The 22,254-nt window shown below is 70.8% G+C and carries 19 protein-coding genes; 6 read left to right on the top strand and 13 right to left on the bottom strand.

The features are described 5' to 3' along the window. Nucleotides 1-100 precede the first annotated feature (100 nt). The 4 genes from Dvina_RS00255 to Dvina_RS00240 form a co-directional block, all read right to left on the bottom strand. On the bottom strand, nt 101-397 hold the full coding sequence (locus Dvina_RS00255; RefSeq protein ID WP_223100370.1) for a hypothetical protein: 297 nt from the start codon (nt 395-397) through the stop codon (nt 101-103). 343 nt (nt 398-740) lie between these two features. Continuing rightward, a complete protein-coding gene (locus Dvina_RS00250; protein WP_223100369.1) occupies nt 741-1,232 on the bottom strand; it encodes a hypothetical protein in 492 nt (163 codons plus the stop codon). 227 nt (nt 1,233-1,459) lie between these two features. Next, nucleotides 1,460-1,687 carry a DUF397 domain-containing protein gene (locus tag Dvina_RS00245; protein WP_223100368.1) on the bottom strand — a complete coding sequence of 76 codons (228 nt, stop codon included), beginning with the start codon at nt 1,685-1,687 and terminating at the stop codon, nt 1,460-1,462. Next, nucleotides 1,687-2,487 (bottom strand): helix-turn-helix domain-containing protein, encoded by an 801-nt coding sequence (locus Dvina_RS00240; RefSeq protein WP_379993018.1) that lies wholly within the window; start codon nt 2,485-2,487, stop codon nt 1,687-1,689. Before Dvina_RS00240 ends, Dvina_RS00245 begins: the two co-directional genes overlap by 1 nt. A gap of 377 nt (nt 2,488-2,864) precedes the next feature. On the opposite strand from Dvina_RS00240, the gene Dvina_RS00235 reads away from it, so the two are divergent. Further along, nucleotides 2,865-3,137, top strand: coding sequence for a hypothetical protein (locus Dvina_RS00235; RefSeq protein WP_223100366.1), 273 nt, complete (start codon nt 2,865-2,867; stop codon nt 3,135-3,137). A gap of 82 nt (nt 3,138-3,219) precedes the next feature. Here Dvina_RS00235 and Dvina_RS00230 read toward each other — a convergent pair whose 3' ends face one another. Next, on the bottom strand, nt 3,220-4,038 hold the full coding sequence (locus Dvina_RS00230; protein WP_223100365.1) for a Stk1 family PASTA domain-containing Ser/Thr kinase: 819 nt from the start codon (nt 4,036-4,038) through the stop codon (nt 3,220-3,222). Between the two features lie 143 nt (nt 4,039-4,181). Between Dvina_RS00230 and Dvina_RS00225 the strand changes: the two genes are divergently transcribed. The 3 genes from Dvina_RS00225 to Dvina_RS00215 all read left to right on the top strand — a co-directional run bounded on the left by Dvina_RS00225 (nt 4,182) and on the right by Dvina_RS00215 (nt 10,330). After that, on the top strand, nt 4,182-5,585 hold the full coding sequence (locus tag Dvina_RS00225) for a hypothetical protein (RefSeq protein ID WP_223100364.1): 1,404 nt from the start codon (nt 4,182-4,184) through the stop codon (nt 5,583-5,585). Between the two features lie 48 nt (nt 5,586-5,633). Further along, the gene (locus tag Dvina_RS00220; RefSeq protein WP_223100363.1) at nt 5,634-7,658 is read left to right on the top strand and encodes an MMPL family transporter; all 2,025 of its coding nucleotides are present in this window, start codon (nt 5,634-5,636) and stop codon (nt 7,656-7,658) included. A gap of 71 nt (nt 7,659-7,729) precedes the next feature. Continuing rightward, entirely contained in the window at nt 7,730-10,330 is a 2,601-nt protein-coding gene (locus tag Dvina_RS00215) for an ATP-binding protein (protein WP_223100362.1), read from the top strand. Between the two features lie 115 nt (nt 10,331-10,445). Here Dvina_RS00215 and Dvina_RS00210 read toward each other — a convergent pair whose 3' ends face one another. Beyond that, nucleotides 10,446-10,934 carry a MarR family winged helix-turn-helix transcriptional regulator gene (locus Dvina_RS00210; RefSeq protein ID WP_223100361.1) on the bottom strand — a complete coding sequence of 163 codons (489 nt, stop codon included), beginning with the start codon at nt 10,932-10,934 and terminating at the stop codon, nt 10,446-10,448. A 97-nt stretch (nt 10,935-11,031) separates the two neighbouring features. On the opposite strand from Dvina_RS00210, the gene Dvina_RS00205 reads away from it, so the two are divergent. Together Dvina_RS00205 and Dvina_RS00200 are read left to right on the top strand one after the other, a co-directional pair. Further along, nucleotides 11,032-11,607, top strand: coding sequence for a YceI family protein (locus Dvina_RS00205; protein ID WP_223100360.1), 576 nt, complete (start codon nt 11,032-11,034; stop codon nt 11,605-11,607). A gap of 183 nt (nt 11,608-11,790) precedes the next feature. Beyond that, nucleotides 11,791-13,266: a glutamate-cysteine ligase family protein gene (locus tag Dvina_RS00200; protein ID WP_223100359.1), complete on the top strand. Its 1,476-nt coding sequence runs from the start codon at nt 11,791-11,793 to the stop codon at nt 13,264-13,266. Between the two features lies 1 nt (nt 13,267). On the opposite strand, the gene Dvina_RS00195 is transcribed toward Dvina_RS00200, so the two are convergent. The 7 genes from Dvina_RS00195 to Dvina_RS00165 all read right to left on the bottom strand — a co-directional run bounded on the left by Dvina_RS00195 (nt 13,268) and on the right by Dvina_RS00165 (nt 22,224). Then, nucleotides 13,268-14,425 carry an acyl-CoA dehydrogenase family protein gene (locus tag Dvina_RS00195; RefSeq protein WP_223100358.1) on the bottom strand — a complete coding sequence of 386 codons (1,158 nt, stop codon included), beginning with the start codon at nt 14,423-14,425 and terminating at the stop codon, nt 13,268-13,270. 17 nt (nt 14,426-14,442) lie between these two features. Then, nucleotides 14,443-15,969, bottom strand: coding sequence for an acyl-CoA carboxylase subunit beta (locus tag Dvina_RS00190; protein ID WP_223100357.1), 1,527 nt, complete (start codon nt 15,967-15,969; stop codon nt 14,443-14,445). 188 nt (nt 15,970-16,157) lie between these two features. Further along, nucleotides 16,158-17,957, bottom strand: coding sequence for a chaplin family protein (locus tag Dvina_RS00185; RefSeq protein ID WP_223100356.1), 1,800 nt, complete (start codon nt 17,955-17,957; stop codon nt 16,158-16,160). A gap of 234 nt (nt 17,958-18,191) precedes the next feature. Further along, the gene (locus tag Dvina_RS00180) at nt 18,192-19,148 is read right to left on the bottom strand and encodes a hypothetical protein (RefSeq protein WP_223100355.1); all 957 of its coding nucleotides are present in this window, start codon (nt 19,146-19,148) and stop codon (nt 18,192-18,194) included. 110 nt (nt 19,149-19,258) lie between these two features. Beyond that, complete coding sequence (locus tag Dvina_RS00175) at nt 19,259-20,152, bottom strand: hydroxymethylglutaryl-CoA lyase (RefSeq protein WP_223100354.1); 894 nt, start codon at nt 20,150-20,152, stop codon at nt 19,259-19,261. After that, on the bottom strand, nt 20,149-21,486 hold the full coding sequence (locus Dvina_RS00170) for an acetyl-CoA carboxylase biotin carboxylase subunit (protein WP_223100353.1): 1,338 nt from the start codon (nt 21,484-21,486) through the stop codon (nt 20,149-20,151). The genes Dvina_RS00175 and Dvina_RS00170 overlap by 4 nt, the downstream gene beginning before the upstream one ends. A 93-nt stretch (nt 21,487-21,579) precedes the next feature. After that, a complete protein-coding gene (locus tag Dvina_RS00165) occupies nt 21,580-22,224 on the bottom strand; it encodes a TetR/AcrR family transcriptional regulator (protein ID WP_223100352.1) in 645 nt (214 codons plus the stop codon). Nucleotides 22,225-22,254: the final 30 nt, after the last annotated feature.

Genomic DNA, 22,254 nt, shown 5'->3' with positions numbered 1-22,254 from the left:
GGCGCCCCGTGAGGCGCCCATTCGCGTTGGATATCTCACATCAGGTGATTTGTCCGCCTGATGGGACGTCAGACCGCCTCGGCGGCCGGTGTGAAGACGGTCAGCGGCCGGTGATGGCGTCGACCTTGGCGCCGCGGCGCTTGAAGGTGCCGCGCTTCTCGAACGCCTGCTCGGCCGGCCAGAGCATGAGGGCCAGCGGTGCCGCGATGTACCAGCGGTCGAGCATTACGTACGCGACGATGTTCGCCGTCACGCCCAGTGCGTACAGGGCGACCAGCCAGTCGACCCGCCTCTCGCCGACGCCGCGCTTGTGGTAGGCGTCCAGAACGCCGAAAGCGCCGACACTCAGGGCCAGCAGGCCGAACCCGCTGACGCAGGCGAAGATCAGATCGGTCACGTCACTCTCCCTTGCTGCCCGTTACACCGGCGAACCCCGACCCAAGCTAAGCGGACATTTCAAGATCGACCATCAACTTTGCGACACGCCCCCTGCCCGAAGGTGGCGCGACCAATCGGACATTCGGCCGATATTCCTGATCTTGCTCACCAACAAGGATCGGCCGCCGCGCGGTCGTCTTGAGCTGCTTCGCCGGCTTCTTTGCCGGTTGCATGACGGGCTCCGGAGACACGTCCGCGCACCCGGAGCCCGTCCGACCTCCCCAGGTCGAGTCCTCCCTGTTTCTACAGGGTGCGGATCGACCTGTCGATAGACAGACGGGGGTGCGAGGAGCGGTGACGGCCTACTTGAGCTGCCGGGACTCCTGCGAGTAGATCAGTTCGAGGATGCTGCGGGCGGCCTCGAACCAGCGGTCCAGCCACTCCTGCTGCGGCATCGTGCCCTTCGGCGGCAGCTCCATGAGCAGGCCGCGCAGCAGCGGGTGATCGGCCATCGAAGCGCCGCTCGGGGTGTCCAGCCAGGAGTCGCGGCCGAACATCGGCTCGGTCAGCGGGCCGTCGAGCGCGTTGGAGCCCAACGAGCCGGAGCTCAGCGAGCCCCCGGTGAGCGGGCCCAGGTCCGCGACGAGCGAGGACTCGGGGAGCTTGGGCGGCGTCATGTCCAGCGGCATCGACGCCCGGTCCAGCGGCGAGCCGTTGCGCGGGGACAGGTCGTCGAGCGGCCCGTCGCCGAGGCCGTCCCGGCGACCGCCCGGACGGTAGCTACCCAGTTGCCCGGAGAAACGGTCGTCGGTCTTCGACGATCCGTTGCCGAAATTTTCGGGGCCAATGTTCACGGTAGGAAGCCTTATCTCACTCGGGGGGAAGTGTCGCAATCGGTGCGATTCGCGGCACTCATATCTACAACGACGTTGCTGGTGGAACGCCACGCCTCGACGTGCACTGCCACGCGCACCGGCACCGCAGAACCACCCGCCCGGAGAGGGATTGGGCCGTAAAACGAACCGGCCCGCTCCGCGGGCGAATCCGCGAAACGGGCCGGATGGTCATGACCGGCGTGTCGTCACGCCAGGTCGAACTCACCGTCCTTGGTCCCGCCGATGAAGGCCAGCCACTCCTCGGGGGTGAACAGCAGCACCGCGCCGGCCTTGTCCTTCGAGTCGCGCAGCGCCACGGCGCCCCCGACGAACGCCACCTCGACGCAGTTGTCGGAGTACGGTCCGCTGCGGGTGCTCTTGCGCCACGCGGCACCGTCGAGGTTCACGTGGAAGCCCTTGGCTTCGATTTCCACTACGGCTCCTTTGTCAGCTTCACAAACAATGACACTGACTCGTCCGGACGGAGTGCGTTGGCGCGCAAGTAGTCAAAGATGAATCCGTAGCGCTGCAGCTCGTCGTCCTTCTCGAGAAAGAGTCCCCCGGCCGCGTTCGAAGCGAACACGAAGTTCTGCCCGGCAGACTCGTCATACAGCAAAATCGTGAACGCCCCGTCCATCCCGGCGTGCGAGCCGGCGGAGAAGGGCAGGACCTGCAGGGTCACGTTGGGCCAGCTGGCCGCCAGACTCAGGTGTTCCAGCTGGCGGCGCATGACCGCCCTCCCACCGACCGGGCGCCGCAGGACGGCCTCGTCCAGCACCACCCAGAGGTCGATCGGGTCATCCTGAGTGAGCAACGACTGGCGGCCCATTCGGACACGCACCCTTTTTTCGACATCGCTCGCGCCGATGTCGGGCCGGGCGGCGTGGATCATGGCCTGGGCGTACTCCTCGGTCTGCAGCAGCCCGGGAACGACGAGCGCCTCGTACGACCGGATGTGGTCGGCGGCTGCTTCGAGCCCCACGTAGGCACTGGTGAGCACGTCGCCGTACAGCTGCCACCAGCCCTTCTGTCGAGCCTCACGAGCGATCTTGAGCAATTGATCGGCGTATTCCGGATCTACGCCGTAAATGTCCAACATGTCGCGGACATCGCGCGGCGTGACGCCCGTCTGCCCGGTCTCGATGCGGGAGATCTTGGAGCCGGAGCATTCCAGTCGCTCGGCAACCTGATCGATGGTGACGTGCGCGGCCTCACGCAGTCGCCGCAGCTCCATGCCCAGTTGGCGGCGCCGGAGGGTCGGGCTGCCTCGTCGACTTGCCACGTTTGTCGTACCTCCACGCCGCGAGATCTACGTAGATGACTTACGTATAGATCAGCGCAACATCGTAAAGCCGCGCAAGGCGACTGGGCACAACATTCTGTGACTCATACCTGCGGTGGAAACTTCGTCCTGCAAGTTGCATTGATCACCGTTGTGCGGCAACCTGTCCGTGTGGCTGGGGTCACGGATTGTTCATTTGAGCGAGCAATCCGCCCTCAGGTGGACGCAGCGACAAACGATCGAAGCCGATCGGCGGTTACGGACCGGCCCCCGCGAAGGGCTCCCGTGACCGTGCTTCCCCAAGCCGACGGAAAGACGGGAGTCCCACGGTGTTACCCAGGACCGGTGATGTGCTGCGCGTGACGAAGACCGCGAGTGTGCAGTTCACGCAGCCCATGCTGTTCCGAGTCATCCGCGTTCACGACTGGCAGACCTACGACGGCTGGGCCTGGCTCGACGGATACCAGCTCAACGCCTCGGGCGACGCCGTCGAGCGCCGTTCGATATTTGTGCTGCTCCAGGGCCTACAGCCGGGCTTCGTCGCCCGCAACCAACGCGCCTCCGCGGCGATGCGAACCGGAACGCCGGTCGCCGTCGGCTGACGCCGACCCCATCCCCGGATGCAAGACGGGATCGCCCCCTCCGCCGCCGCGTCAGCGAACGGCGGAGGCCCTGTCTGCGCGGTCAGCGGCTCCGGCTCGCCGAGGCGCTGGGCTGCGGTACCGATGGAGCGGTAGTAACGGCGGCCGCCACCCTCAGGGTCACTGTCTCTCCGGGCAGGACCGTCTGGCCCTCGCCCGGCCGGGCGGACAGCACTTCACCCGGTGGCAGCGAGTCGTCGGGCACCCGCTCGACCTTCACGTTGAGCCCCAGCCCCTGCAGCTTCACCGTCGCCTCGGCCAGGGTGTTGCCCCGCAGCGGCGGGATCACGACGGGCTCGGGCCCCTCGCTCGGCGGTGCCTCCGAGGACGGCGGCGCGGACGACGGCGGCGCGGCACTGCTGGCCGGCGGCGCGGACGAGACAGCGGCCGGAGCCGACGACTCCAGGTCGCCCGGCGCGTTGCGGCCGTCGGCTGTCGCGCGGTAGATGAGGTACAGGCCGACGCTCAGCGCCCCGATCAGCACCAGCGCGACGATGCCGACGACCACCGGCGTCAGCCAGTTGCGACCCTGATACGGGTCCTCCTCCGGCTCCTCCACCCACTCCTGCGGTGCGGGCCGGCGCACCGCCGGGTCACCGGGCGCGGGCACCCCGGCCCGGGCCGACCACCGCTCCCGCTCGGCGCCGTCCTCCACGATCCGCGCGGTCGGCCGAACCTGCCGCGTGGCGTCGACCGGCCGCTGCACCTGCGTGGCGTCGGTGGGGCGCTGGACCTGGGTGGCGTCCGTGGGGTGCTGGAGCTGCGTCGCGTCCGGGTCGGCGCCCGGCCCGTCATCGCTGGGAAACGGCCAGAACGGCTGCGTCGAGGACTCGTCGTCGGGCTGGTCGGCTCGGTTCGCCATACCTCCAGTTCACCACTTTGCCCGACTCATCCGGTGCTTCGCCGCGACATGATCGTGACCAGCGGGATCACGTCACCCGCGGCGGATGACGTACCCACGACAACAACTCGCCGGGGTGGACCCCGAGGCCTATAGTGCCCGGCATGGCGGCACGAAGCTGGGCGACCTCAATATTCACAGCGATCGGCGTCGCGGCCGGCGCGGGTGCCGCGCAGCTCGGGCTCGGCTACGGACTCGGGATCATCTCCTGGCAGCCGACCGGCAACAGCGCCACCGTCTGGGTGAGCAGCCTCGCCTGGGTCGCCTGGCTGGCCGCAACCTCGACAGTCATCGGCGCCGTCTGCGCCGACCGCCTCGCCGGCGCCGGCGCCCGCGTCCCGGACAGTGACAGCCGATTCGGCCCGGACAGCGTCGCCGGCCAGGCCCTGATCATCGCCTGGCGGGTCGTCGTCGCCCTCGCCGCCGCGGTCGGCTCCCTGATCATCGTGCCGCTTGTCGCGATCCCGTCGCGCACCCCGCGCCCGGACAACGCCGCCCCCTACTTCACCGCCGGCGGCTACGCCATCACCGGGCTCATCGTCGGCCTGCTCGTGGCCATCGCCGCCCTCGCCGCCCGGGCCATCGCCGCCAACATCATCGCCTCGGCCGCCTGGCTGTGGACCCTCGGCGTCGTCGCCGTCGCCGACGTCGTGCACGCCAACGGCGACACCACCACCGCGGCTCAGCTCGGCACCTGGCAGTTCACCGACGCCACCTGGATCAACGGCATGGTCAACCTGCCCGGCGCCCTGCTCATGATCCTTGTCGCCCTCGTCATCGGCGCCCTCGCCGCCTGGCCCGCCGCCCGCCGCGGCGAACACCGCGTCGGCGTCGCCGTCTCCGGCCTCACCGGCCCCCTGCTCGTCGCCATCGCCTACTTCCTGGCGATGCCCGCCCTCGGCGAGCACGACCAGCACCTCTCCGCGTTCGTCATCGCCCCCTACGCGGTCCTCGCCGGCCTGGCCGGCTCCGTCATCGTCTCCTCCATCGGCCCCCGCGGCTCCCGCGCCGAAGCCCGCGCCAGCCGCAAGGCCGCCGCCGCCGAGCGCGACGCCCGCTCCGCCGCCCACTACTCCGAATGGACCGCCGCCCTCGCCGACGCCGGCGAGGCCGAGACCCGCCGCCGCGACTCCGACGACGACGCCCCGATCACGACCTCCAGCGACTCCTGGGCCAAGGAGCCCGTGGCCGTCGGCGCCGCGTCCGTCACCTCCACCGACCTCGACTCGGCCACCGACCTCGAGTCCGACGCCTACGCGCCGTCCCGCGCCTACGGCAAGAGCGAACCCGCCGGCCGCACCTACACCTCCGACGCCGCCAACCGCGCCTACGCGGAGGACACCGAACCCGACGAGCCCGCACCCGCCAAAGCCGACACCAAACCGGCGGGCACCGGCACGGCCAAGGTCACCCCCGCCGTCGCGCCGCTCTGGCCGACCGAGCCCGCACCCGACGAGACCAAGCCGCCCCGCGGGCGCGGACGCGGCCGGGGCAAGAGCACCGACTAACGCGTACGGCCGATATCCACCCGACCCCCGCCGTGCTTGCATACGGCGATGTTCGGGAAACGCGGCCGGTGGGTCGTCGTGGGGTTCTGGCTGGCGGTCACGGTCGCCGGCGCGGTGTTCGGCGGCGGGCTGTTCGATCGGCTGGCCGCCACCGGCACCAACCGGGCCGACAGCGAGTCGGCGGTCGGGCAGCGGCACATCGACGAGGTCGCGCCGACCGGGGCGCTGGTGTTCGCGGTCATCGAAGGGCTTGAGCCGTACGACCCGGGGCTCGTCGCGAGTGTCAGCACCGCGGCCCAGGAGGTCCGGGCCATGCCGGGCGTCCGCGAGGTAAACGACCTCTACACCGGCCAGGGTGGACAGATCGGTGCCGACAACCGCAGTGTCAGCGTGCGGGTCGAGCTCGACCCGGCCCTCCCGGACGGCCCGCGGGAGGCGCTCGAGGACCGCGTCCGGGCCCGGCTCGAGCGGATCCAGGCGCCGACCGTCGAGGTCGGCGGGACGAAGCTGGCCGAGCGGGCGTTCGCCGACCAGTCCGTCCACGATCTGGCCATCGGCGAGAGCGTGGCGTTCGCGGTCCTGCTCGTCGCGCTGTACTTCTTCTTCGGCGGCCTGCGCGCCGCGCTCCTGCCCCTGATCGTCGCGGCCGTGAGCGTGAGCGGTTCGCTGCTGGTGCTGCTGGGCCTCAGCTACGTGACGAAGGTCAGCGAGTACTCCCTCAACGTCGTCACACTGCTGGGCATCGGGCTCGCGGTGGACTACTCGCTGCTGATCATCGTTCGATACCGCGAGGACCCCGGTGTGGCGGTGCGCCGGGCCGGGCGGGCGGTGGCGATCTCGGGGCTGGCCGTCACGCTGACGCTGGCCGGGCTCACCGCGTTCGCCGAGCCCCTGCTGGCCGCGGTGGCACTGGGCGGGGCGGCCGTCGTGGCGTTGACGACGCTCGTCGCCCTGTCGCTGGTACCCGCCCTGCTCGCCCTGATCCCGATCGGTCCGCAGCGCGAATCAAAACCGCTCGACCGGCTCCTGCCCCGCCTGGCCGCCCGGGCCCAGCGCGAGCCCACCCGGGTGGCGCTGCTGACCACACTCGGGCTCCTGGTGCTGGCCGCACCGCTGCTCGGCGCCAACCCGGCCAACTCCGATGCCCGTGCGCTGCCGCGGTCGAACGAGGTTCGCCGGACGTACGACATCCAGGAATCGAAGTTTCTCAACAATGAGGCACAGCCGGTCTCGGTGCTGCTCCAGGCCGGACCGGAGCGCGCCGACGTCCGTGACCTCATGAACCGGATCGGCAACGAGCTGCAGGGCTCGGTGCTGCGGCAGTCAGTGCGCAGCGACGTCCCGGCCGGCTGGACGATCATCGATCTCACACCGAAGGGCGGCGTCGGTGATACGACCGGGTACGCCGTCGTGCGGCACGTGCGGGCGATGAGCACGCCGTTTCCGAAGTGGGTGACGGGTCCGGCGGCGGAGGTGGTCGACTATCGCGCGTCGCTCGCCGACCGTCTGCCGGTGGCCGCGGTGATCGTGCTGCTCGTGTCGTTCGTGCTGCTCTTCGCGCTGACGGGCTCGGTGGTGATCCCGCTCAAGGCCGTGCTCATGAACCTGCTGACGCTGGCCGCGACGCTCGGGGTGCTCGTCGTGGTGTTCCAGTGGGGCTGGGGCCAGGTGCCCCTGTTCTTCGACTCGTGGGGCGGCCTCGACCTGACGACCCCGGTGCTGCTGTTCGTGTTCATCTTCGGCCTGTCGATGGACTACGAGGTCTTCCTGCTCGCGCGGATCAAGGAGGAGTACGACATCCGGCCCGAGACGGATCGCGCCGTCCTGCTCGGCATCACGCGGTCGGGCCCGGTGGTGACGGCGGCCGCGATATGCATCGGGATCGTCTTCCTCGGGTTCGCGGCGGGCGGCCTGGTCGCGGTCAAGGAGATCGGCGTCGGGATGACGGTGGCGATCCTGATCGACGTGACGGTCGTGCGCGGCCTGCTGCTGCCGGCCCTCATGGCGATGCTCGACCGCTGGAACTGGTGGGCCCCGCGGTGGTCACTGCCGCGGGCGCGGGCCGGCCGGTGAGATATTGACATCGGTCGTGGTTCCGACGCCCGGGTGTCGTATTGGGGCTTGTCTCAGTAACCTTCCACAACATGTCTCCAGTTGCGGATCATGATCCGCGCAACGCCGGGGCGAGTTTCGCCGGAGCGTTGCGGGCCAGGCGCCTGGCCCGGGGACTGACGCAGGATGAGCTCGCCGCGCGGGCCGGCCTGGGCGTGCGGACACTGCGGGAGCTCGAACGGGGCCGGGTCGCCCGCCCGCAGCGCACCACGCTGTCCCTGCTGGCCGACGCGCTCAGCCTGACCGGCCCGGACCGCGAGGCGTTTCTCGACTCGGCCGCGAACCGCCCGGCCCTGCCCGACCCCAGGTCCGCCAACACGCGATACCTGGACACGGCCGGGCGGATGGTGCGCGGCCGCGGCGCGCTGCGAAGAGAGCAGCCGGCGCCGCCCGAGCCCCGGCCGGCGCCGAGCGGCACCGCCCGCACCGCCCTGCCGCTGCCCACCACGCCACCGCTCATCGGCCGGGACGCGGACGTCGCCGAGCTGCTGACGCTCTACAGCACCCAGTTGACCCAGCCGGCGGGCGATGTCGTGGCGTTGATCGGGATGGCCGGGGTCGGCAAGAGCGCACTCGCGCACGCGGTGGCGCACTCGGCGGTCGCGGCCGGATGGACGGCCGTCTCCGTCACCGTCATGAACATCTCGCAGACGACCGACATTTTTTCCGCCGTCGCCGCCGTCTTCGGAGTGGCCCGGGCCGACGAGCTGAGCCAGACCCAGGAGCCGGTCCTGCTGGTTGTCGACGGCGCCGACCGGGCACCACGAGCCGCGATCGAGGCCATCACCTGGCTGCGGGCGCGCGCGCCGGCCGTGCGGATGCTCGTCACCAGCCGGCGCCCACTCGCCGGAGAGCTGCCGGGAGTCGTCGACTGGCAGGTGCAGCCGCTCGAGGTGCCCGCCGGGCGGCGGCTCGACGCGGGCTCGCTCCGGCGCGTGCCGGCCGTGGCGCTGTTCGTGGAGCGGCTCCGGGCCGTGCGCCGGGAGCCCGCGCGGGACGAGGAGCTGCCGACCATCGCCGAGCTGGTCCGCCGGCTCGACGGGCTGCCGCTGGCGATCGAGCTGGCCGCGGCCCGGGGGCGCGTCCTCGAGCTGGTCGAGCTGCTCTCGCGGTACCAGCACCGGATCTTGGACCTGGCCGCCACGGACCCGCCCGGGCGCCGGCTGCGCGATGTCGTGGCCGACAGCTATCAGCTGCTCGCCGGGCACGAGCAGGCCGCGCTGCGCCGGCTGTCGACGTTTCGCGGGAAGTGGTCCGTGGAACTGGCCGAGCTGCTGCTCGACGGCGTGGTCGACGACGTCGAGGCGGTGCTCGACCGGCTGGTCGGGCTGGGGCTGGTAAGCGTGCGCGGCCCGGGTGACATGCGGTTTCGGCTGCTCGACGTGGTCTTCGACTTCGCCGCCGAGCGGTGCGCGGACGCCGGGGAGCTGCGGGCCGCCCGCCTGCGCCACGCCGAGGTCGTCATGCGGACCGCGACCCGAGTGTCGGCCGAGCTCACCGGGCCCGGCAGCGCGGCGGCCACGCTGCGGCTCGACTACCTCAACGGCGACATTCGCACGGCCCTGCGGTACACCGCCGTGCGTGAGCCGGAGATCGCCCTGCGCATCGCCGGGGCCATTCCGCGGTGGTGCCGGCTGCGGGGGCGGGACGTGGAGGGGTATCGGCTGCTGCGGCGGCTCCTCGACGACCGGCGCACCCAGACCTGCGACCCTGCGATCCGGGCCTGGGCGCAGGTCGGGGCGGCGATGCTGGCCACGGCGCACGGGCGCGGGGCCCAGGAGCTGTGCGCAACCGAGGCCGCGCTGCTGGTGCTCGTCGAGCGGGGCGACGTGACCGGCGAGCTCACCGCACGGGCGCTCCTGGCCGGGATCTGGCAGGCGCTCGGCGGCAGCGACGAGGCGCACCGGCACAACGAGGCCGCGCTCGGGCTGGCCGTGCGGACCGGGCGGGGCCGGGAGATCGCGGTCACCCAGAACAACCTCGCCTGGCACGACGTGCTCGTCGGCGACCTCGGTATGGCGGCCCGGCGGCTGGAGGGCGCGGGGCGGCGGGCGGCCGAGGCCCGCGACGCCCGGCTGTGCGCGCTCACGGAGGCCAACCTGGCCGAGGTCGCGCGCCTGGACGGCCGCTTCGGCACGGCCATCGCGCTGGCCCGCCGGGCCGCGACGGTCATCGCCGAGGTCGGTGACCCCTCGCACCGGGTCCGGGTGCTCGGCACGCTCGGCCAGGCGTTCGCCGAGACCGGCCAGCCCGGTGAGGCGTCGGCGGTGCTGGCCGAGCTGGCCGCGGTGCCCGGCAGTGCGGGCACGGTGGCGCTGATCAACGGCTACCTGGCCCTGGCCCGGGGCGCCCGGCCGGCGGCGGCGAAGGCGTTCGAGTCGGCGGCGAACCTGCTGGCCGGCCGCGACGACATCCGCGATGTACTGGAGGCGCTTGTCGGCCTGGTCGTGAGCGCCGACCCGCCGACCCGCTCCCGGGCGCTGGAGGACCTGGCCGGCCTGCGTGAGCGCGGTCGGATCCGGCTGCTGCCGCGGGAGCACCGCCTGCTGGCCCCGCTCGCGGACGCCGAGCTCGCGAATTTTGGGGGCACGGACGAAGACCCCCTGGGGGCGTTGTCACGCCGACCCACCTAACTTCGCCCGTGCTTGGCGAGGCTATGCGCCGGAAGAACTTACAAACCCGACATTCCCGATGTGTACGCCCACAAGCCCGCACACCTGCCGGTAGTTCTGCCGGTCCAGGTGCAGGTCAGGCCGCGCTACGCATCGAAGGCACACCGGAGGTCGCGTCCGGGCGCACCGCGTCACGGATCTTGCGCAGACCGCCAAGCACCGCGTCGAGCTCGGCCGGGGCCAGCAGGCCCGTGAACCACTCGTCGATGAGCGTCAGGTGGCCGGGCAGCACCTCGTGCATCCGGGCCAGACCGGTCGGAGTGATCACGGTGAACGAGCCGCGGCGATCGGTCGGGCAGGCCCGGCGCGTGGCCAGACCGTCGCGCTCCAGGCGGTCGACGACCCGTGTCACACCGCTCGTCGACAGGCCGGTCTGCGCCGCGAGGTCGGTCATGCGCAGCTCACCGCCGGGCGAGCGGGCCAGCCGCATCAGCACCTCGAAGTCGACGCTTCCCAGGCTGTGCTCGGCGAGCTGGGCGTGGAACCGCGCGTTGAGCCCGGAGAACGCCTCGACGAAGAGGCCCATGGCGGTAATTCGCGGATCATCCAACATCTCGTCGCTCACAGTGGGAGTCTAACAGAGAACTTGACGTACGAGAGTCTGCCGTGTGTATATTTGCTGCGACAATCTTCTTCACCACCGCACAACTGAGGGAGTCACCATGACGGCACCCGTCAACACCCGTGATTACAACGGGCTCACCATCCCGACCGCCGGCAAGTTCGAGATCGACCCGGCGCACACGCGCGTGGGCTTCGTCGCCCGGCACATGATGGTCAGCAAGGTGCGGGGCGGCTTCACCAGCGCGTCCGGCAGCATCGTCATCGCCGAGGACCCGCTGCAGTCGCACGTCGACGTGAACATCGACGCCGCCAGCATCGACACCGGCGTGGCCGACCGCGACGGCCACCTGCGCAGCCCCGACTTCCTGAACGTCGAGCAGTGGCCGCACCTCACCTTCAAGAGCACCCGCGTCCTGAGCGTCTCCGGCAACGAGTTCAAGGTGGTCGGCGACCTGACCATCCGTGACGTCACCCGCGAGGTCGAGCTCGACGTCGAGTTCGAGGGCCACGCCAAGAGCCCGTGGGGCCAGGAGGTCATCGGCTTCTCCGCGACGACCGAGATCGACCGCGAGGAGTTCGGCATCACCTGGAACCAGGCCCTCGAGACCGGCGGCGTCGTGGTCGGCAAGAAGGTCAAGATCGAGATCGGCGCCGAGGCCGTCCGCCAGGCCTGACGTCCCTCCAATTCCGACATATCAGAAATGTCGAAGTGGGACCATCGTGCAGAGGGTGGGCGAAATCTCCCACCCTCTGCAAGGTTCCGCTCACCGTCGGCTGCCATCCTGTCCGTTTTGTCCCTAGCGGTACTTACGTACTACTCCTAACGTGAGTGGTCCAAGAGGGACCAGGGGGCACGCGTGGGCCAGGACGTCACACGGGGCGCATTCTCGCGTGAGGACCGCGCTCGGTATCGGCACAAGGTCCGCCGCTGCCTCGACGTCTTCGCGCTCATGCTCAACGACTTCCGGTTCGACTCCGACCGCCCGACGACGGGTCTGGAGATCGAGGTAAACCTCATCGATCCGGACGCGCAGCCCGCCATGCGCAACGCCGAAATCCTGGCCGACCTGGCCGATCCGTCGTTCCAGACCGAGCTCGGCCAGTTCAACCTCGAGATCAACGTGGCGCCGCGCCTCATCGGGGGCGACGGGCTGGAGGTGTACGAGCGGGAGGTGCTGGCCAGCCTCGTCCACGCCGACGAGCGGGCCCACAAGTCCGACGCCCGGCTGGTCCTCATCGGGATCCTGCCGACGCTTCGCCCCGAGCACCTCGTGCTGGCGAACATGTCGAACGATCCGCGGTACCGGCTGCTGAACGATCAGATCATCAACGCCCGCGGCGAGGACATCGCGCTCGACATCCGCGGCCACGAGCGGCTCGAGGCCCAGTCCGACTCCATCGCCGGCGAGTCGGCGTGCACGAGCGTGCAGTTCCATCTGCAGGTCGCGCCCGAGGACTTCGCCCGCTACTGGAACGCCTCCCAGGCCATCGCCGGCATCCAGGTGGCCGTCGGCGCCAACTCCCCGTTCCTGTTCGGCAAGCGCCTCTGGGCCGAGACCCGCATCGCCCTGTTCGAGCAGGCCACCGACACCCGCCCGGAAGAGCTCAAGGCCCAGGGCGTGCGCCCGCGGGTCTGGTTCGGCGAGCGCTGGATCACCTCGATCTTCGACCTGTTCGAGGAGAACGTCCGCTACTTCCCGCCCCTCCTGCCGATCACCGAGGAAGAAGACCCGGTGGCCGTCCTCGAGGCCGGGGGCGTGCCGCGCCTGGGCGAGCTGCGCCTGCACAACGGCACGATCTACCGCTGGAACCGCCCGGTCTACGACATCATGAACGGCCGCCCGCACCTGCGTGTCGAAAACCGCGTGCTGCCGGCCGGCCCGACAGTCGTCGACCAGGTCGCAAACGCCGCCTTCTACTTCGGCCTGGTCCGCGAGCTGTGCGAACAGGACCGCCCGATCTGGACGCAGATGTCATTCTCGGCGGCCGAGGAGAACTTCCACGTGGCCGCCCGCGAGGGCCTCGACGCCCAGGTCTGGTGGCCGGAGGTGGGCGATGTCGCGGTCGCCACGCTGGTCCTGGACGAGCTCCTCCCCCTGGCCGCCGCGGGCCTGGACCGCTTCGGCGTCGACCCGGCGACCCGCGACCGCCTCCTGGGCGTGATCGAGGGCCGCTGCCGCACCGGTCAGAACGGCGCCACCTGGCAGACCCGGATGGTCCAGCACTTCGAGGAGCACGAGGGCCTCGACAGGCAGAAGGCACTGCAGAAGATGCTGCAGCGGTACGCCGAGGGCCTCCACGAGAACGTGCCCGTCCACACCTGGCCGGTGTGACCTACAGGCCCATCGAGCGCGAAATGATCATGCGTTGGACCTCCGAGGTGCCCTCGCCGATCTCGAGGATCTTCGCGTCGCGGTACATGCGGCCGACCGGGGTTTCGTTCATGAAGCCGTAGCCGCCGTGGACCTGGGTGGCCTCGCGGGCGTTGAGCATGGCGGCGTCACTGGAGGCCAGCTTGGCGATGGCGGCCTGGCGCTTGAAGTCGCGGCCGTTGACCAGGCGGCTGGCGGCGTCGTAGTAGGCCAGCCGGGCGGTGTGGGCGCGGCTCTCCATGTCGGCGATCTTGAATTGGATGGCCTGGTTGGCCCCGATCGGGCGGCCGAAGGCGTGGCGCTGGCGGGCGTAGGCGACCGACTCGTCCACGCAGCCCTGCGCCAGGCCGACGCCCAGGGCGGCGAACGCCACCCGGCCCTCGTCCAGGATGCGCAGGAACTGGGCGTAGCCGCGGCCGCGCTCCCCGAGCAGGTTGGCCGCCGGGACGCGGACGTCGTCGAAGCTCAGCTCGTGCGTGTCGGAGGCGCACCAGCCGACCTTCGAGTAGCCGGGCTGCACCGTGAAGCCGGGGGTGCCGCTCGGCACGATGATGGCGGTCAGCTCCTTGGAGCCGTCCGGGTTGGTGCCGGTGACAGCGGTGACCGTGACGAGGGCCGTGATGTCGGTGCCGGAGTTGGTGATGAACGCCTTGGAGCCGTTGATCACCCACTCGTCGGTCGACTCGTCAAGGACCGCGCGGGTCAGGGTGCCGGCGGCGTCACTGCCGGCGCCGGGCTCGGTCAGGCCGAACGCGGCGAGGGCCTCACCGGACGTGAGCTTCGGCAGCCACTGGTGCTTCTGCGCGTCGGTGCCGTACCGATAGATGGGCATTGCTCCGAGCGAGATGCCGGCCTCCAGCGTCACCGCGACCGAGGAGTCGACCCGGGCCAGCTCCTCCAGGGCGATGCAGAGGGCGAAGTAGTCGCCGCCCATGCCGCCCCACTCCTCCGGGAACGGCAGCCCGAAGAGCCCCATCTTACCCATCTGGCGGACCAGGTCATAGGGGAACGCGTGGCGCTCGTAGTAGTCGCCGATGACCGGCGCGACGACGTCGTGGGCGAACTCGCGGACGCTGTCCCGCAGCGCCTCCAGCTCCTCGCCGAGCGTGAAGTCAACCATGATGCGCAGGCCCCCTCTTACACCGGTGTGACGCCGTGCCGGCGCCGGGAGAACGTGCGGTCCCGACCGTGGGCCGCGGCGAAGCGGTGCACCAGCTCGGCGCGCAGCGCGGCCGGCTCGATGACGGCGTCGACGACGAGCTCGCTGGCCAGCCGCATGATGTCGATGTCGCGCTCGTAGTCGGCGCGCTTGTCCGCGACGAAGGCGGCCCGCTCGGCCTCGTCCTCGATCGCGGCGATCTTGTTGGCGTAGACGGCGTTGACGGCGGCCTCGGCGCCCATCACCGCGATCTTGGCCGTGGGCAGCGCGAGTGTGGCGTCGGGGTCGAAGCCGGGGCCGGCCATCGCGTAGAGGCCGGCGCCGTAGGCCTTGCGCAGGACCACGCAGATCTTGGGCACGGTGGCCTCGGAGATCGCGGTGATCATCTTGGCGCCGTGGCGGATGATGCCCTGCTTCTCCACGGCCGAGCCGACCATGAAGCCGGGCACGTCGGCCAGGAAGAGCAGCGGCACGTTGAAGGCGTCGCAGAGCTGGACGAACCGGGTCGCCTTGTCGGCGGAGTCGACGAAGAGCACGCCGCCCTTGAACATCGAGTTGTTGGCGACCACGCCGACCACGCGGCCGTCCAGGCGGCCGAAGCCGACCGTCAGCTCGCGGGCCCAGAGCGCCTGGATCTCGAAGAAGGAGCCCTCGTCGAGCAGGCCCTTCACGACCTTGCGCATGTCGAACGCCTGGCGCTCGCGGTCCGGGATCTCGGGCAGGCCGGTGGCGGGGCGGGCGGCGACGGCCGGCGGCTCCGCGGTCCAGTTCGACGGGAGGTAGGAGAGGTATCGCCGGACGGTCTCGATCGCCTCGGCCTCGGTCTTGCACAGGAAGTGCCCGACCCCGCTCTCGGCGCAGTGGACCCGGGCGCCGCCCATGGCCTCGAGCGTGGTCTTCTCGCCGGTGACCATCTCGACCATGCGGTCGGAGCCGAGGTACATCGAGGCGTTGCCCTCGACCATGGCCACGACGTCGCAGAAGGCCGGGATGTAGGCGCCGCCGGCCGCGGAGGGGCCGAACAGCGCGCACGCCTGCGGGATGCTGCCGCTGGCCCGGACCTGGGTGTGGAAGATCTTGCCGGCGCCGCGGCGGCCGGGGAAGAGGTCGACCTGGTCGGTGATGCGGGCGCCGGCGGAGTCGACGAGGTACACCATGGGTACGCCCGTGGCATACGCCTGCTCGATGATGCGAATGATCTTCTCGACGGTCCGGGCGCCCCAGGAGCCGGCCTTCACCGTGGAGTCGTTGGCCATCAGGCAGATCGGCCGGCCGTCGACGGTGGCCCGCCCGGTGATCACGCCGTCGGCCGGCAGCCCGTCGGCCAGCGCGTTGGCGAAGAGTCCGTCCTCGACGAAGGAGCCCTCGTCGACGAGCAGGGCGACCCGCTCACGGGCGAACAGCTTGCCCTTGGCGGCGTTCGCCGCGTGGTACTTCTCCGCGCCGCCGCTCTCGACCCGCTTGCGCGCCTGGTCGAGAGCCTGGTTGAGGGAGTCACCCTCCATAGTGCAACCTCCGCGTCGGCTGCCTGAACGATCGTTAACCTCTAACGATCGTTCAGGTTAGCCGACGCGGAGGTGAAGTTCCAACTGGGTTGGATTCCTTCTGCGCGACGGGCACTGCGAGACAGCGGGTCGGCGTGTGCTCGCGGAGCCCGGGTACCCCCTGTGGATCAGGGGGTACCGCTGTCACGTCAGCAGGAGTAGGCCACCGCGCCACCCGAGCTCTGGGCCTGCGAGAAGCCCAGGACCGAGACGGCGTTGCCGCTGATGTTGATCGGCAGCTGGACCGTGCTGTCGAACTGGTTGCCGTTGAGCAGGCCCGCGTTGAACCCGGTGGTCCAGTCGCCGCAGCCGCCCTTCACCGCGGTCGCCCCGCCGTTGCCGTTGCCCCGGCCGTCGTGGTGACGGTGGTGGCCACGGCCGTTGTCCCAGCCGCCGTTGTCGTCGCCGCGGCCGTGGTCCCAGCCGCCGTTGTCGTCGCCACGGCCGTGGTCCCAGCCGCCGTTGTCGTCGCCGGCACCGTTGGCGTTCCCGCCGCCGTAGCCGTTGTCGCCGTTCGCGGCGGCGTTGCCGTAGCCCGCGTCGTTGGCGGCGGCGAGGCCGGAGCCGTTGCCCTTCGGGCTGTGCTTCATGTGCTTGCTGGTCTTGGCGTGCTCGCCCAGGTCGATCGACTTGTGCGACTTCTTGCTCGCCTTGTGCATCTTCGACGCGTTGTTGGCGTTGGCCTTCACGTCGCTGGCGTCACCGTTGGTGTTGCCGTTGGAGTTGGCGTAGGCGCCTGTCGCGTTGGCGTTGCCACCGTAGCCGTTGTCGCCGTTGGCGTTGCCGTTGCCGCCGTAGCCGTTGCCACCGTTGGCGTTGCCCTGGCCGCCGTAGCCGCCGTTGCTGTTGCCGTTGCCGTCGTAGCCGCCGTTGCCGTTGCCGTTGCCGTCGCCGTCGTTGTCCCAGCCACCGTTGCCGTTGCCGTGCCCGTGGTGGTGGTGACCGCGACCGTCGTTGTCCCAGCCGCCGTTGCCCTGGCCGCGACCGTCGTTGTCCGAGCCGCCGTCGCCCTTGTAGGCGACAGCGCCGCCGCCGCAGTTGGCGGAGGAGAAGCCCAGGATCGCGATCGAGTTGCCGCACAGGTTGATCGGCAGCTGGAGCGTGGTGTCGAGCTGGTTGCCGTTGAGCAGGCCGGCGTTGTAGCCGGTGGTGTGGCTGGCCTCGGTGGTCGCGCTCTCGGTCGTGGCGCTCTCGCCCTTGACCGCCCACGCGCCACCCTGGCTCTGGGCACCCGCGAAGCCGAGCAGCGCGATCGCGTTGCCGGAGACGTTGACCGGGGCCTGCAGCGTGGTGTCGAACTGGTTGCCGTTGAGCAGGCCCGCGTTGTAGCCCGAGGTCCAGTCCTCGGTGCGGTTCGCGGCGCTCTCGGTGTAGTCACCGTTGGCCTGGGCGCCCGGGTACGAGCTGTTCGCCGCGGCGTTGTAGTCCCCGCCGTTGCCGTTGCCCTGGCCGTTGCCACCGTTGTGGTGCCGGTGGTGGCGGCGGCCGCCGTTGTCCCAGCCGTCGTTGTCGTTGTCCGAGGAGACGTTGCCCTTGACGGCGGCGGCGCCGCCGGACGAGGACGCGCTCGAGAAGCCGAGCAGCGAGACGGCGTTGCCGCTCACGTTGACCGGCACCTGGAGGGTGGTGTCGAGCTGGTTGCCGTTGGCAACGCCGGCGTTGTAGCCGCTCGTCCAGTCCTCGGTGGTCGCGCTCTCGGTGGAGCTGGCGCTCTCCGTCTTGATCGCGGTGGCGCCGCCGCCGCAGTTCGCGTCGGCGAAGCCGAGGATCGCGATCGAGTTGCCGCAGACGTTGACGGGCACCTGCAGCGTGGTGTCGAACTGATTGCCGTTGAGGAGCCCGGCGTTGTACCCGGTCGTCCAGTCGGCGTGCGCGGCCCCGCCCGAGACGAGCAGGACACCCGCGGACAGCACACCAACGTTGAGCGACTTACGAACCCACGTCTTCATGGGAAAGTGTGACCCTTCGGTAGTTATCAATCTCGGTACTGCAAGGAATGGGCGCGGCACGAAGCCACCGAGCCCGCGTGCGGGCAGGCTCATCCCGGCTTCGCCCTGTCGACGTGCGCCCTTGTTGTTGCTGTTTGCTCGTTACAGATGCCGCGATGTGGTCGATGCGGGTCCGTTGGACCGAGGCAGGTTCCGTCGGCCCGCAGCGCGTCGCGGCGGCTGGCCGGAACTGCCTCAGTCGGGTGAGACTGTCGGCCTCTCGGCTGCTAGCAGCCGCAGTTCGACGTCCTCGACCGCGTCCGGCCGGAAGGTCAGTACCTTCGTGCCGGCCGGTGCGGCGGGCAGCACGGCGGCGCCCTCGTGGTTGAGGCCCGAGCCTGAGCTCGGTACCCCGGTGGCGAGGCCGGCCGCCGGCGGTGCCGGCATGGGTGCGGGCCGGGGCAGCAGCGGCACGTGGTTCGCACCCTGCGCAATGTTCCGGTTCACGACCGGCCTGGCGGACGCGCCGTCCAGCGCCTCGGCCACCCTGAGGGCGCGGAGGCGGGCGGCGGCCCGGGCGGCGGCGACCGTGTCGACGCCGGCACGGGTGGTGCCGGTCGCCGCAGCGGTCACGTCGCCGCTGGACCCTGCGCGGACCGGCACGGCCTGGACGGCCGGCTCCTGCGTCCGGTGGTGGTGGGTCCGGGTGATACCGGCCTGTGCCGGCCTCTTCTTGCTCGCGTGCTTGGCGCTCGACGCGTCAGCCGACGCCGAGCGGTGGCGGTCCACGGTCTGGACCGGCGCTTTCGTGAGTGTCACCGTCCGGTGCACGGTCCCGGTCACGGCCCCGGTGACCGTACCGGTCACGGGTGCGGCGGCCTTCGCCACGGGGCTCAGCACCGTGAACACGGTGCTGGTCAGCAGGTCACCGCGCCGGCGGTCCAGAGCCGGCGGCTGCCGGTCCGGTCGGTGCTGGAAGACCCGCGGCTGGTCGCCGCTCATGCCGGTGTGCCGCACGCCGCTGTCGCCGATGAGCAGGTTGGTCACCGGGGCGAGCAGCGCGGGCTGGTCAGAGATCTCCGTGCCGGAGGCGTGCGCCGCCGCGGCCGACATGAGCCAGGCGACACCGGCGACACCGGCGACGATCAGCCCACGCACAGTCCACTTCGCGCAGCGGGACACGGCCGGCTGCGAAGGCTTCGACGCGGCCATGTCACCCCCTCAGTACGGTTCAATGTCGGGCATACGCCCCACATATGACTCTTTCCGTACTGAGCAACGAACAGCCTGGGCCGGGGACACGGACGAATCGGACACAAGCCTCACAGGGGAATGCGCGGCCCGGCCTTCAGTACTCCCGACGGCAGCTCCCGGCCCACGATCTCCTGGGCCAGCCGGCCCGCCTCGAGCAGCGCTTTCAGGTCGATTCCGGTGTCGTAGCCCATGTCCTCGAGCATGTGCACCACCTCTTCGGTGGCCACGTTGCCGGTGGCTCCGGGCGCGTACGGGCACCCGCCGAGCCCGCCGATGCTCGCGTCGAACTCGGTGACGCCGAGGCGCAGCGCGGTCAGGATGTTCGCCAGTGCGGTGCCCCGCGTGTTGTGGAAGTGCAGCAGCAGCGGCAGGTCGGGGTGCCTGTCGCGCACCGGCCCGACGACGTCCTCGACCCGCCGGGGCGTGCCCATCCCGGTGGTGTCGCCGAACGCGACCCGGTCGGCCCCGTCGGCCACCACCCGGTCGACGATCCCGGCCACCCGGCGCGGGTCGACGTCGCCCTCGAACGGGCAGCCGAAGCTGGTCGCGATGATCACCTCGGCGCTCGCGCCCGCGCCGTGCAGCAGGTCGATCAGGCCGGCGATGTCGTCCAGGGACTCGTCGGTCGAGCGGTTGACGTTGCGCCGGTTGTGCGTGTCCGACGCCGAGACGACCACCTCGATCTCGGTGAAGCCGGCCGCGACGGCCCGCTGCGCGCCCTTGGTGTTGGGCACCAGCGCGGAGTACCGGACGAGCGGGTTCTTCTTCGCCCTGGCCCACACCTCGTCGGCGTCGGCCATCTGCGGGATCGCCTTCGGGTGGACGAACGAGACCGCCTCGATGCGCCCGACGCCGGTCCCGGACAGCGCGTCGAGCAGCCGGACCTTGGCGTCGGCGGGGACCGGGTCCTCGTTCTGGAGCCCGTCGCGGGGGCCGACCTCGCGGATGGAGAGCGCCGTCATCGCATTCGCCCCACAATGCCGGTGTCGTAGTCGCCGGAGAGGAACTCGGGGTTGTCCAGCAGTTCGGCGAAGAACGGGAGGTTCACCTTCGGCCCGGCGACGGCGAAGTCCTGCACCGCGGTCCGCAGCTTCGCGATCGCCGCGGCCCGGTCCGGGCCGTGCACGATCAGCTTGGCCATGAGCGAGTCGTAGTGCGGGGTGACAGTGTTGCCGGCCGTGTACCCGGCGTCGACCCGCACCCCGTCACCGGTCGGCTCGGTCCAGGTCGCGATCGCCCCCGGGCCCGGCAGGAACCGCTTCGGGTCCTCGGCGTTGACCCGCACCTCGATGGCGTGCCCCGTGACCGCGAGCGCCTCCGGGTCGAACGTCGGCGCCAGGCCGGACGCGACCCGCAGCTGCTGCTCGACCAGGTCGATGCCGAAGACGGCCTCGGTGACCGGGTGCTCGACCTGCAGCCGGGTGTTCATCTCCAGGAAGAAGAACTGCCCCGCGGCCGGGTCGAACAGGCACTCGACAGTCCCGGCGTTGCGGTAGGCGACCGCCTCACCGGCCCGCACGGCCGCGGCGAGCAGGTCGCGCCGCTGCTCGGGGCTCAGCGCGGGCGAGGGCGACTCCTCGAGGAGCTTCTGGTTGCGTCGCTGCACGGAGCACTCCCGCTCGCCGAGCGCGACAATCCGCCCATCGGCAAGCCCCAGAATTTGTACCTCGATGTGCCGGACCCGCGGGAAGTAGCGCTCGATGAGCACGGAGCCGTCGCCGAACATCCGCTCCGCAAAGGCGCGGACCTTGTCGTATTCGGTGCGCAGCCGGTCGGCGTCGTCGGCGACCGCCATGCCCATGCCCCCGCCGCCGGCCGCCGCCTTCACCATGACCGGGAAGCCGATCTCCCGGGCGGCCGCGAGGGCGGCCTCCGCGCTCGCCGCCGGGTCGTGGGTTCCCGGCGCCACGGGTACTCCGGCCGCCGCCATCAGGTTCCGAGCGTTGATCTTGTCACCCATCGCCGCGATGGCCGCGGGCCCGGGACCGACCCAGATCAGTCCGTTGTCGAGCACCGTCTCGGCGAACGCGGCGTTCTCCGACAGGAACCCGTACCCCGGGTGGATCGCCTCGGCCCCTGTCGCCTTCGCCGCGGCCAGCACGGCCTCGGCGTTGCGATACGACTGCGCCGGGTTGGCCGGCCCGATGGGCACCGCCTCGGCGGCCTCGCGCACGAACGGCAGATCGGCGTCGGCTTCGGAGTGCACGGCGATGGTCCGGATCCCCAGGCGATTCGCGGTCCGGATCACCCGGCGGGCGATCTCCCCCCGATTCGCCACGAGCAGCGAACTCAACATTGAGTCGACTCTCCTGTGGATAACTCTGTGGAAAGGAAGGTGGCGAGCCTGTGGATAACAGGGTTTCCCCAGGTCGCGTCGAAAGACGAGGATTTATCCCTGCAGTGCGGAAAGCGTCGCCGCGCGGAGCAGCTCGGCGCGGCGCGTGCGGTCGACCTCGCCGCCGAGGAACGGCGTCGAGTTCATGAGACCGAACGCCGCGTGCGCCAGCACCCGGGCCTCGCCGTCGTTCAGCTCGCCGGCCCGCAGCGCGGTGAGGGTGTTGACCCACTCCTCGACGTAGAGGCGCTGCAGCCGCCGGATCTGCCGCCGCGGCTCCTCCGGCAGCCGGTCGAGCTCGTGCAGGTGCAGGGCGATGACGGCCGGATTGGCCAGCGCGAACTCGACGTGGAAGTCGACGAGCGCGGCAAGCGCGGTGCGCGGGTCGTCACCGGCCTCGGCGATGTGCGCCTTGCCCCCGGCGAGCAGCTGCTCGCTGACCGGGATGAGGGCCGCGGCGAGCATCGCCTCTTTCCCGGCGAAGTGGTGATAGAGCGCGGGGCCGGTCACGCCGGCCGCGGCACCGATGTCGTCCATGGAGACGCCGTGATAGCCGCGGGCCGCGAACAGCCCCACGGCGATCTCGAGAATCTCGTCCCGCCGGGACCGCCGCCGCGGCTGCTGACCGGCCGGTGCGCCGGCCGGCCCGGCACCCCGGGACTGAGCGGGCGGTCGTACGGCTTGCCGTTCCAGCGTCATGGGGAAAGCCTAACTGCATGTCAAGCCCGC

The organism is Dactylosporangium vinaceum (assembly GCF_019904175.1).
GTDB lineage: Bacteria > Actinomycetota > Actinomycetes > Mycobacteriales > Micromonosporaceae > Dactylosporangium > Dactylosporangium vinaceum.
Note: the sequence above shows the minus strand (reverse complement) of the source record. Positions and strands in the feature narration are given on the sequence as shown.

Excerpts from the sequence above, each read along its gene's own strand:
- Dvina_RS00185 (WP_223100356.1), bottom strand. The coding sequence starts at position 17,957 with ATGAAGACGTGGGTTCGTAAGTCGCTCAACGTTGGTGTGCTGTCCGCG.
- Dvina_RS00195 (WP_223100358.1), bottom strand. The coding sequence starts at position 14,425 with ATGGTTGACTTCACGCTCGGCGAGGAGCTGGAGGCGCTGCGGGACAGC.
- Dvina_RS00230 (WP_223100365.1), bottom strand. The coding sequence starts at position 4,038 with ATGGCGAACCGAGCCGACCAGCCCGACGACGAGTCCTCGACGCAGCCG.
- Dvina_RS00205 (WP_223100360.1), top strand. The coding sequence starts at position 11,032 with ATGACGGCACCCGTCAACACCCGTGATTACAACGGGCTCACCATCCCG.
- Dvina_RS00240 (WP_379993018.1), bottom strand. The coding sequence starts at position 2,487 with ATGGAGCTGCGGCGACTGCGTGAGGCCGCGCACGTCACCATCGATCAG.
- Dvina_RS00180 (WP_223100355.1), bottom strand. The coding sequence starts at position 19,148 with ATGGCCGCGTCGAAGCCTTCGCAGCCGGCCGTGTCCCGCTGCGCGAAG.
- Dvina_RS00215 (WP_223100362.1), top strand. The coding sequence starts at position 7,730 with ATGTCTCCAGTTGCGGATCATGATCCGCGCAACGCCGGGGCGAGTTTC.
- Dvina_RS00225 (WP_223100364.1), top strand. The coding sequence starts at position 4,182 with ATGGCGGCACGAAGCTGGGCGACCTCAATATTCACAGCGATCGGCGTC.
- Dvina_RS00170 (WP_223100353.1), bottom strand. The coding sequence starts at position 21,486 with ATGTTGAGTTCGCTGCTCGTGGCGAATCGGGGGGAGATCGCCCGCCGG.
- Dvina_RS00220 (WP_223100363.1), top strand. The coding sequence starts at position 5,634 with ATGTTCGGGAAACGCGGCCGGTGGGTCGTCGTGGGGTTCTGGCTGGCG.
- Dvina_RS00165 (WP_223100352.1), bottom strand. The coding sequence starts at position 22,224 with ATGACGCTGGAACGGCAAGCCGTACGACCGCCCGCTCAGTCCCGGGGT.
- Dvina_RS00175 (WP_223100354.1), bottom strand. The coding sequence starts at position 20,152 with ATGACGGCGCTCTCCATCCGCGAGGTCGGCCCCCGCGACGGGCTCCAG.
- Dvina_RS00190 (WP_223100357.1), bottom strand. The coding sequence starts at position 15,969 with ATGGAGGGTGACTCCCTCAACCAGGCTCTCGACCAGGCGCGCAAGCGG.